Origin of the sequence: Streptosporangium canum, assembly GCF_900113865.1 — a bacterium.
Classification (GTDB): Bacteria; Actinomycetota; Actinomycetes; order Streptosporangiales; family Streptosporangiaceae; genus Streptosporangium; species Streptosporangium canum.
This window is the reverse complement of record NZ_FOQY01000004.1, coordinates 437,706-448,225: the sequence shown is the minus strand read 5'-3', so window position 1 is coordinate 448,225 and position 10,520 is coordinate 437,706. Positions and strand designations below refer to the sequence as shown.

The 10,520-nt window shown below is 69.5% G+C and carries 9 protein-coding genes; 2 read left to right on the top strand and 7 right to left on the bottom strand.

The features are described from left to right. A partial coding sequence (locus BM085_RS08655; RefSeq protein WP_177245008.1) for a helix-turn-helix domain-containing protein occupies nucleotides 1-219 on the bottom strand: 219 nt, incomplete at its 3' end. A gap of 298 nt (nucleotides 220-517) precedes the next feature. On the opposite strand from BM085_RS08655, the gene BM085_RS08650 reads away from it, so the two are divergent. Further along, a complete protein-coding gene (locus BM085_RS08650; protein ID WP_093886463.1) occupies nucleotides 518-1,651 on the top strand; it encodes an IS630 family transposase in 1,134 nt (377 codons plus the stop codon). 12 nt (nucleotides 1,652-1,663) lie between these two features. On the opposite strand, the gene BM085_RS08645 is transcribed toward BM085_RS08650, so the two are convergent. From BM085_RS08645 to BM085_RS08620, 6 genes are all read right to left on the bottom strand, one after another. After that, the gene (locus BM085_RS08645; protein ID WP_245789212.1) at nucleotides 1,664-2,053 is read right to left on the bottom strand and encodes a GNAT family N-acetyltransferase; all 390 of its coding nucleotides are present in this window, start codon (nucleotides 2,051-2,053) and stop codon (nucleotides 1,664-1,666) included. A gap of 111 nt (nucleotides 2,054-2,164) precedes the next feature. Then, nucleotides 2,165-2,746 (bottom strand): type II secretion system F family protein, encoded by a 582-nt coding sequence (locus BM085_RS08640; RefSeq protein ID WP_093886498.1) that lies wholly within the window; start codon nucleotides 2,744-2,746, stop codon nucleotides 2,165-2,167. A gap of 381 nt (nucleotides 2,747-3,127) precedes the next feature. Then, nucleotides 3,128-3,832, bottom strand: coding sequence for a type II secretion system F family protein (locus BM085_RS08635; RefSeq protein ID WP_093886461.1), 705 nt, complete (start codon nucleotides 3,830-3,832; stop codon nucleotides 3,128-3,130). Continuing rightward, nucleotides 3,829-5,124, bottom strand: coding sequence for a TadA family conjugal transfer-associated ATPase (locus BM085_RS08630; protein WP_093886460.1), 1,296 nt, complete (start codon nucleotides 5,122-5,124; stop codon nucleotides 3,829-3,831). The genes BM085_RS08635 and BM085_RS08630 overlap by 4 nt, the downstream gene beginning before the upstream one ends. Further along, entirely contained in the window at nucleotides 5,121-6,185 is a 1,065-nt protein-coding gene (gene ssd, locus BM085_RS08625; protein WP_093886459.1) for a septum site-determining protein Ssd, read from the bottom strand. Before ssd ends, BM085_RS08630 begins: the two co-directional genes overlap by 4 nt. 1,226 nt (nucleotides 6,186-7,411) lie before the next feature. After that, nucleotides 7,412-8,185 carry a Fic family protein gene (locus BM085_RS08620; protein WP_093886458.1) on the bottom strand — a complete coding sequence of 258 codons (774 nt, stop codon included), beginning with the start codon at nucleotides 8,183-8,185 and terminating at the stop codon, nucleotides 7,412-7,414. Between the two features lie 317 nt (nucleotides 8,186-8,502). On the opposite strand from BM085_RS08620, the gene acs reads away from it, so the two are divergent. Beyond that, nucleotides 8,503-10,488 carry an acetate--CoA ligase gene (gene acs / locus BM085_RS08615; protein WP_093886457.1) on the top strand — a complete coding sequence of 662 codons (1,986 nt, stop codon included), beginning with the start codon at nucleotides 8,503-8,505 and terminating at the stop codon, nucleotides 10,486-10,488. Nucleotides 10,489-10,520 lie beyond the last annotated feature (32 nt).

Sequence of the window (10,520 nt, the reverse complement as noted above, 5' to 3'; positions counted from 1 at the left end):
AGCGATCAGATCGGCGATGCGGGCCAGGGTCCAGCGCTGGTCCTCGGCGTAGCCGTGTGCGGCCGGGCCCCGCGCCAGCTCGGCCCTCAACCGAGCCAGGCGAGCCTCGTCCAGGCGGCATTTGTCTCCGCCGGGGCCCTTGGAGGCCAGCGCCTCGATGCCGCTGGCCTGCCAGGCCCGGTACCAGCGGTTGGCCGACCTCCGGCGGTGGCACTCCATGGGCGAAAAGGTCCGCGGCCTCGAAGCACAACCGATCTCGCTTGGCACGTGCGGCGGCGGTCAGCCCGCCGCTTTCGGGATACCTCATGCTCCCGGTATGGCCGGTCTGGGCGATCGTCACGCTCTTCGCGAGGTAACTTCAGCCCTTCAAGCTCAGATGCTCCGGGAGAGGACCCCGAGGCGCGGTCGTGATGTGTGATGAGTTTCCCTACTAGTGCCGCATCAGGCAACGTTCGCCCCGTTGTGACGTGTCGTCTGGTTGCGGTACCGGGCGGCGCCGGGCGGTCAGAATGGTCCCGTGGCTGAACGTGTGCGGGTCCGTGAGATCGACGACGATGAGGGGCAGCGGCTGCTGCGGATCGTCCGCAGGGGTACCGGCTCGGTGGTGACCTGGCGACGGGCCCAGATGGTGCTGCTGTCCGCCCAGCGCATGGACGTGGCGAAGATCGCCGAGGTGACGTTCACCAGCGCGGACCGGGTCCGGGACGTGATCCACAACTTCAACGCCGACAGCTTCGACTCCCTGTACCCGAAATACAAGGGTGGCCGCCCGAGGACTTTCACACTGCCCGAACGCCGGGAGATCAAGAAGATCGCCAAGTCCAAGCCGGCCGAGCACGGCCTGCCGTTCTCGACCTGGAGCCTGGCCAAACTGGCCGACTTCCTGGTCGCCGAGGGGGTGGTCGACGACATCAGCCACGAGGGCCTTCGCATCCTGCTCCGCGAGGAGGGCGTCTCCTTTCAACGCGTGAAGACCTGGAAGACCTCCCGCGACCCCGACTACGCGGCGAAGAAGGCCCGGGTCGAGCACCTGTACGCGATCGCCGACGGCGAGGTCATACCCGAGGACGGAGAGCCCGAAGTCGTTTTCTGCCTGGACGAATTCGGGCCGCTCAACCTCCAGCCCCACCCCGGCAAGCAGTGGGCCGAGCGCGGCGGCAGACACAAGGGCCCCGACCGTGAGCCGAGACCCCGCCGGCGGGCGACCTACACCCGCCCGCACGGGGTCCGGCACCTGTTCGCCGCCTACGACCTCGCCAGGGACCAGCTCTACGGCCACATCAAGAAGACCAAGAACCGCTCCAAGTTCCTGGAGTTCTGCCGCTACCTGCGTTCGTTACATCCGATGGATGTGCGGATCGCGATCGTCTGCGACAACTACTCTCCGCACCTGACGACGAAGCGGTGCCAGCGGGTCGGGACGTGGGCGGCGGCGAACAACGTGGAGATCGCCTACACCCCGACCAACAGTTCCTGGCTCAACCGGATCGAGGCCCAGTTCACCGCCTTGCGCTACTTCGCCCTCGACGGCACCGACCACCCCAGCCACAAGGCCCAGGGCAGCATGATCCGCCGCTACATCATCTGGCGGAACAAGCACGCCACCGACGAACGCCTACGCGAGGTCGTCAGCAGGGCGAACGTCGCGTGAGCTTGTCCCCGGTCAGGATGCGGGCCGGGACAGCGCATAGCCGAGCATCGGCCACACCTCGCCCTTCGCCTCCTGCGTCTTGTCGCGCTGTGGATCACGACGAAACCCTGTGCGCGATGCCACCTGCTGCGAGGCGACGTTGTCGCGATGAGCACGAAGCCACAGCTCGCTCAGGCCCACGTTTTGGAAGGTCCAGGCACTGAACAAGGCCACGGCCCGGGTGGCCGCCCCGCGTCCACGCGCCTCGGCGGCCACCCAGTAGGAGATCTCCCCGGTCTGACTGTCATGCCGCAGTGGCAATCCCCTCGAACCGTAGAGACATCCGGCCGTGACTGCATGAGAACAGGACCGCTCCCCGGCAGGCCCCGGCAACCGGGCCTGCGGATACCCCTGGGAGCACACAACAGGCCTCGCCCGAACGAAGGCGCTCCGGGCAAACTGCGGATATTCATCCACAGCTACTCACATTTCTGTGGATAACTGGATGGCGGCCGGGGAAATCCTGTGGATAACTTAAGGGAGCAGCACCTCACCGGCGAGGCCGGCCACGACGGGGACGATGCCCAGAAAGACGAAGGCCGGTAGGAAGCAGAGCCCCAGCGGGGCGACGGCCTGAACCCCGACCCGCCGGGCAGCCGCCGCCGACGCGGCACGGACGGCATGGCGGGAGTCATCGGACAGCCTGGTGAGGACATCCGCTACCGGGGCACCGCTGAGAGCCGCCCGGCTCATCATGCGCGCCAGGGGGGCCAACGGAGGTTCGGCCGCGAGAGCCTGCCAGGCGCTCTCCGGCGCGGCCCCCAGCCTCAGCTGCCCGCTCACCCAAGCCAGCCGTTCACCGAGCGGTCCGCCAACCGCTTCGACGGTGACGTCGATGGCACCGGTGATCGGCTGCCCGGCACGCAGACAGGCGACCATGAGATCAGCCGCGAGCGGCAGGTCCGCCACCACCCGATCGCGCTCCCGGCGGGCCCGGGGCGACTCCCGCCGCTGGACGGCCATCAGCGCCACCACAGAGCCGACCACCCCGATGACGATTCCCGGGACGCCGCCGACCACGAGAAACCCCATCAGCCCGATGATGGCGGAGATCATCACCTCGCCTCTACTCGGTCGCCGCCTCCCTGCCGGGCCGCAGATCACCCCCGCGGGCGGGGAGAACGAGGGCGCCCCTGCCTTTGGCAGTGCCTCAACCGGCCGGACCGATGAAGGCAGCCGCCGAACTCGGCGGAGCCGTTCGGCGGGATCACCGGGCGACGTCCACAGCCATCCGGCGATCCCGGCAAGCACGACGGCCAGCAAAATGATCATTGGTCTCGCTCCTCATGATCACCCGGCCACCGGCCGGAAGAATCGGGCTCCGCCGTTCCGACACCTCTCGGGCAGATCAGAAGACGATCAACCTTGCGTGACAACCGTTCCAAGGCCGGAGGAGGGCCGGAGGTCACAACCGTCGGACGCGTCACGGGCGGAAGATCAGGCTTGCTGTGCGTGGGTGACCAGGCGGTGCGTCCACCACAGACCACAGCCGTCGAGCGCGAGACCGAGCGCCAGGCAGCCCACGCCCGCCGGGCTGCCGAACAAGAAGTGCAGCGGGCGCATGCCCAGGCCTATCGCCATCAGCAGGCCGAGGACAGGGAGTCCTGCCAGCAGCCGGGCCGTGGCACGAGGGCCTGCGAGCTGGGCGGCGACGTCCTGGCGATGGGCCTGAGCCTCTCTGAGGGAACCGGCCACGCGATCGACGAGGGCGGACAGACCCGCTCCTGCGGTCACGCTCACCTTCCAGCAAGCGGCCAGCCCGCGGAAGGCCTCGCCTCCTTGCGCCGGCGCCGCGGCCAGCAGCGCGGCGGGCACATCACCGCCGTCCCTCGCCGCGGCGATCAACGGCCGCAGCGCCACCGGATCGGGAAACTCCACGGTCGACACGGCGCGGGCCAACGCCTCCCCGGCGGTCCGCCCGGCGGCCAACTCGGCTGCGAGCCCCTGGCACAGCTCGATCGATGCGGTCCGCCAGGCAGCCGTGCGCTTGGAGGGCCGCGAACGGCCGGCGAACCTCGCGTACAGGGAGCCCGACCCGTTCCGGGGGCGATGCCGAATCCGCCGCAGGCGGGCCGTTCCCGGGTCGGGCCCGGTCCACAACCACACGGCCAGGGCTGCAAGAAGCACGGCCAGCACTGTCATGGCAGTGTTCCCAAGACATCCGGGGCAGAGCCGTCCGGTGATCGGCGGGTCACGACGGGGCCTTCCGGCCGCCCACGGTAATGGTCGAGCCGGGCGGGGCCGTACGGCCTGCGCACGATGCCGGGGGCCCGGGCCGTGAGGGCGGGGAGGCCCGGACCGGTGGTCACACAGCCGTCCGATGAGAAGGTGAGAGCGGGTTCGGCGTCGACCAGGCCTGAGGGCCGACGGATCATCATGCAGATCTCGGCCACCCTGCGGCGGCCACCGGCGTGGTCGCGTACGAGGTGGATGACGACGTCCAGCGCGGCGGCGATCTGACTGTGAACCGCCTCACGGCTGAGGCCGGCGGCGCATGCCAGTGCCTCCAGGCGAGGCGGCACGTCGGCCGCGGTGTTGGCGTGGAGGGTGCCGCAACCACCTTCATGGCCGGTGTTCAGAGCGGCGAGGAGGTCGACGACCTCGGCGCCCCGGACCTCGCCGACGACCAGACGGTCCGGGCGCATGCGCAGGGCTTGACGGACGAGGTCGCGCAGGCACACGCCACCGGCTCCCTCAAGGTTGGCCGGACGTGACTCCAAGCGCACGATGTGAGGGTGCAGTGGTCGCAGCTCGGCTGAGTCCTCGACCAGCAGCAGCCGGTCGCCGGGATCGGCCAGGGACAGCAGGGCAGACAGCAGAGTGGTCTTCCCCGTGCCCGTGCCGCCGGTGACGAGGAAGGCGAGCCTTGACTCGATCACCGCGGTGAGCACGGGGACGACGTCGGCCCTGATCGTGCCGGCTCCGACCAGGTCGGGGAGGGTGAAGGTGCGGCGGGGCGGGAGCCGCAGGGACAGACAGGTGCCACCGGCCGCCACGGGTGGCAGGACGGCGTGAAGCCGGACGCCGCCGGCCAGGCGGGCGTCGACGTAGGGACACGCGTCGTCCAGACGTCTGCCGGCGGCGGAGGCAAGCCGCTGGGCGAGCCGCCGGACCGCGTCTTCGTCGGGGAACACGACCGAGGTCCGGCGCAGGCCGCGGCCATCGTCGATCCACACCTCGCGCGGACCGTTCACCAGCACGTCGGTGACCTCGGACTCGGCCAGCAACGGCTCCAGCGGACCGGCTCCGATCAGATCGGCGCACAGAACGCGGGCCACGGCCAGGATCTCCGCGTCGCCGAGCACCGCCCGCTCTGCCCGAAGGGCGACCGCGACGTGCGCGGCGCTGGGCTCGACCCCGCTCCGGGCCAGCCGTACCCGGACCGCCTCCACCAGCTCGGGTGAGACCGCCGTGGCGACACTGGACTGCTTCATGTCTCCGCCCCGGTTCGTGTCTCCGCCCCGAGCAGGGAGTGCAGGAACGAGGCGCAGAACCGGCCGAGGGCGGTCCGGCGGCCAAGTGGGGGGACGTCACCGCGGTTGAGGGCGACGGCGAGGCGGGGTTGGTCGGGGAGGCTGCCGGCGTACGGCACACGGAGGGAGGCCGTGACCACCTCGTCGTCCAGGACGCCACCGCGCACGACGGCGCGCACCTCTCCGGTGTGCTTGCGCAGCCCGGCGAGCACCTGGGCCGCCGCGAGCACCCCGCGCACATCGGCGGTGACGACCAGCAAGGTGGTGGAGGCCCTGCTGAGCGCCTCCACGGCGGCCTGGTCGGGATGGCGGGGCAGGTCGACGACCACCAGGTCGAAGCCTCGCCGGCCCGCTTCGAGAACCGAGCGCATCGCCTCGGCGGGGATGGGCTCGACCTCGCCGCGGTGGAAGGAGAGCAGGGTCAGCTCGGCGAAGGTGGGCAGAGCGGCCTGAAGCGCGGTGAAGCTCACCCTGCCCTCACGGGCGACCAGGTCGGACCAGCGCGCTCCGTCGGCCTCCTCCTGACCGAGAAGCAGATCCAGGCCGCCACCGAGCGGGTCGGCGTCGACGAGGAGGGTGCGGAGGTGCCGCCGGGAGGCGCTCAGCGCCAGCGAAGTGGCAAGGACGCTGGCTCCGGCTCCCCCGCGACCACCGGCGACGCAGACAACGAGCCCCGCCCTGGCCTCCGGCTCCATGACATCGGCGAACTCGTCGACCAGTTGCCGCTCGGCCGAGGGCAGTTCCAGCACGGCCTGGGCACCGACTGCGACGCACTGTCGCCAGGTGTCAGGATCGTCGGGAGTGCGGGTGACGAGGATGACACGGTGCCGGGGCGGCGGTCCGGTGGCGGCCAGGGCATCGGCCATGTCGCTGCCGACGACGACCAGCGGTGCACGGGTCCAGTGCGGCCGGGCATGTGCGGGCACGTGCGCGACGTCAAGCTCGGCTCCGGCCGCCGCGGCGACACGGAGCAGGTCGTCAAGCAGATCGTGATCCTCGGTGATGACCAGAGGGCGGTCCAAGGGTGCCTCCCTGAAGTGCGGAGGACCCACTTTCCGAGAGAACCCGCCTCGGCGAACTCACCGAACGCCGCTCTGTGGACAGCCGGGGTGGGCTGACATCACCTGTGGACAACCACTGGGCGGAAGCACCGGCAACCAGCAGCACCGAGACCAAGCAGGGCCGGGCGAGATCGGACCGGATCAGGCAGGACGGACCAAACAGGGCCGGGCCGGATCGGGAAGGCCGGACCAAGAGGAGCCAAGCAGGGCGAGACCAAGCAGGGCCGGGCGAGATCAGGCCGGATCAGGCAGGACGGACCAAACAGGGCCGGGCCGGATCGGGAGGGAGGGAAAAAGTGGCGACCCCCGCCGGGGGGGAGAGCGGGGGTCGCCAACCGGTCCGGCTCTGGGGGGGTAGAGCCGGTCCCGTTTCAGAAGAAAGCTTTCAGCACTTCACCAGAGCACGGCAAGAAGATTGCAGAGCCAGCTCGTGCGCAGTCACTCCAGCATGGGGAGATACCACCTCATGCTGCCCGATCAACTTGAGTTTCGTCGAGGAGTAATCTCTAATTTTCGCTAGTTTTTTCAAGGTAACGGTTGAGTCGCGACGCAACGTTCAATCAAATACGACCGAACGACCCACTTCCGATCACGCAGAGTGACCAGAATCACAGCTCGGATGACCCGATTGTCACCTCAAGGATGCGGTGCGGCATATGTGGAGATTCGTCCACGAATGTCCCCCGATCTGTAAAGGTCTTGGTTTCAGGGGTTCCCATCAGCCAGGATCCGGCATAGAAAGGTTGCACGGACCAGTTGTCCGGGCACGGCCGCCGGGCACCCACGTGCCGCCGAGCCGCGGGAGGCACCGTCGGGCCGGGCTTGTCCCGTCCCGAGGATTATTTGGTGCACGCTTGGTAACCCGGCTGGAAGTGCGGCAACGGCGCCCCATACCAGGGGCGCCGTTTGCTGTGCGGCATCAGGGGGCCGCCTGGAGTGCGTCTCTCCGCAAGGCCGCGCGCCTCTCCATACGGCGTGCGCGTCCTTCCGCCTGACCGGCACCTCTCCGCGCGACTGTCCCTCTCCCCGCGGCGTGCACGTCCCTCCATACGAGATGCATGCGCCTCCATACGGCGTTGCGCCCCTCCATACGGCGTGTGCCCCTCCGTACGCCGTGTGCCCCTCCATACGGCGTGTGCCCCTCCATACGCCGTGTGCCCCTCCGTACCGCGGAGGGACGCTCGCGATCAACCGCGCTGCATGGCCTCGCAGATCGCCGTGGCTTCCCGGACCCCGAGCGTGACCGCTGAGGCACAGTGCCTCACCCACACCGCGACCCCGTCGGGGGTTCCGCTCAGGTATGCCTTCAGACTCTCGGGATAGGCGGCTCCGAGTTCGAGGTGACCCAGCTCGACGGCCGCCAGCGACTTCGGGTCCAGGCCGAACTCCACCAGCGTCAGCCGCTCCGCCGCACGCGCGACCACCCCGTCCGCCGACCCGAACGGCCGCAGCACCGCCAGCTCCGCGTGCACGATGGCGGCGAGCACCAGCGCCGGCGCCTTGGAGGTCCCTGTGACCAGGCCGACCAGCCCGTCCACGCGGGCGACGGTCTCCTCCGGCTCCGGCGCGGCGCCCAGGCCGAGGAGGTCGGGCGCCTCGGCGGCGCCCCGAGGGCGCCCGAGACGCTCGGTGAGGCCGGCGGCGGCAAGGGTGTGCAACCTGGCCAGCACCTGGCGGGGGGCCGCGCGCCAGGTCGGGCCGAGCCGCCCCAACTCGGCCGAGACGCGCAGCGCGCCTTGGACGACGGGGTCGGTGACCTCCGGGATGGCCTCAAGCGGGACGTCCACGCCGTCCAGGGCGGCGGACGCGCGAGCACCGCGCAGGGCCGATCTGGCCGACACCTCCGGGCTCTTGCGCCGCAACACGCGGTGCCCGTAGAGCCGGTCCACGGCCTTGCGCGCGTCGGTGACCGCCTCGGGCACTCCGGGCAGTTCGGCGATGACAGCCAATGGGTCGCTCACGCTCCCCGACCTTACCGGCCGGTCAACAAGGCCCCGAACGCACCACTGAAACGGGGGGCCGGACCGCTCGGCGAACGCATACCGCCGTCTGGCGCACCGCCGTACTAAAGGGCACGAAATAGCGCCCCCTACATTCCTATGGTGTCGAAAACACAACGGTTTCGCTGCAGTTGTTAACGGGTGTTAAGACGATTGTGAGCCACTATGACCCCCTATCACCGATTGGTACAGACCTGTCTAGACCTCTTGTGGCAGGACCTCTGGCCTGGTGAAGTGGGACACGACCAGTCGTCTAGCAAGTACATAAGGAGTGCATAGTGGCCCCGGAGACCCCTGGTTCCGAGTCGCGTGAGACCCAGGAGACCTTGTCGAACCTGCTGCATGAGACCCGGCGGTTCGCACCTCCTGCCGACCTGGCCGCGGCCGCGAACGTGACCGCCGAGGCCTACGCCGAGGCGGAGCAGGACCGCCTGGCGTTCTGGGAGAAGCAGGCCGATCGACTGACCTGGTCCAAGCGCTGGGACACCACCCTCGAATGGAACCCGCCCTTCGCCAAGTGGTTCGTCGGTGGAGAGCTCAACATCGCCTACAACTGCGTCGACCGCCACGTCGAGGCCGGCCGCGGCGACAAGGTCGCCTACCACTGGGAGGGCGAGCCCGAGGGCGACAGCCGTACCCTCACCTATTCCGACCTGCAGCGCGAGGTCTCCAAGGCTGCCAACGCGCTGCAGGAACTCGGGGTCGGCAAGGGCGACCGGGTCGCCATCTACATGCCGATGATCCCCGAGCTGCCGATCACCATGCTCGCGTGTGCCCGCATCGGCGCGATCCACTCCGTGGTGTTCGGCGGGTTCTCCTCCACCGCCCTCAGCGGCCGGATCCAGGACGCCGACGCCAAGATCGTGGTCACCGCCGACGGCGGCTACCGCCGGGGCGCGCCCAGCGCGCTCAAGCCGACCGTGGACGAGGCGGTCAAGGAGTGCCCGGGCATCGAGCACGTCCTGGTCGTCAGGAGGACCGGCCAGGAGGTGTCCCAGACCGAGAAGGACGTCTGGTGGCACGACATCGTGGACCGGCAGACCGACGTCCACGAGGCGCGGCCGAACGACGCCGAGGACCCGCTCTACATCCTCTACACCAGCGGCACGACCGGCAGACCCAAGGGCATCCTGCACACCACCGGCGGCTACCTGACCCAGGTCGCCTACACCCACCACGCGGTGTTCGACCTCAAGCCGGACACCGACGTCTACTGGTGCACCGCCGACATCGGCTGGGTGACCGGTCACTCCTACATCGTGTACGGCCCGCTGGCCAACGGCGCGACCAGCGTCATCTACGAGGGCACCCCGGACACCCCGCACCGGGGCAGGTTCTGGGAGATCGTGCAGAAGTACAAGGTCACGATCCTCTACACCGCCCCGACGGCGATCCGCACCTTCATGAAGTGGGGCGACGACATCCCCGCCAAGTACGACATGTCGTCCCTGCGCATCCTGGGCAGCGTCGGCGAGCCGATCAACCCCGAGGCCTACGTCTGGTACCGCGAGCACATCGGCAGGGACCTCGCTCCGGTGGTGGACACCTGGTGGCAGACCGAGACCGGCGGCATCATGATCAGCCCGCTGCCCGGCGTCACCTCGGGCAAGCCCGGCGCGGCCATGCGCCCGCTGCCCGGCATCAGCGCCGACGTGGTCGACGACCAGGGCAACACCGTCGGCAACGGCGGCGGCGGCTTCCTGGTGCTGCGCGAGCCGTGGCCGTCCATGCTCCGCACGATCTGGGGCGACGACCAGCGCTACATCGACACCTACTGGTCCCGCTTCGAGGGCATGTACTTCGCCGGCGACGGCGCCAAGAAGGACGAGGACGGCGACCTGTGGTTGCTGGGCCGCGTGGACGACGTCATGCTCGTCTCCGGCCACAACATCTCCACCACCGAGGTGGAGTCGGCCCTGGTCTCCCACCCGAAGGTCGCCGAGGCCGCCGTGGTCGGCGCGACCGATCCGGTGACCGGCCAGGCCATCGTGGCGTTCGTGATCCTGCGCGGCAACGCCGAGGAGAGCGCCGACATCGCCGCCGAGCTCCGCAACCACGTGGCCAAGTCCCTGGGGCCGATCGCCAAGCCGCGCCAGATCCTGGTGGTCCCCGAGCTGCCGAAGACCCGCTCGGGCAAGATCATGCGACGCCTCCTGCGCGACGTCGCGGAGAACCGCAGCGTCGGCGACGTCACCACGCTGGCCGACAGCACGGTGATGAACCTCATCTCCGAGAAGCTGCCCAGCGCCAAGAGCGACGACTGAGCGGCGGGTAGGCACCGGCCGGAAGGCGCGGA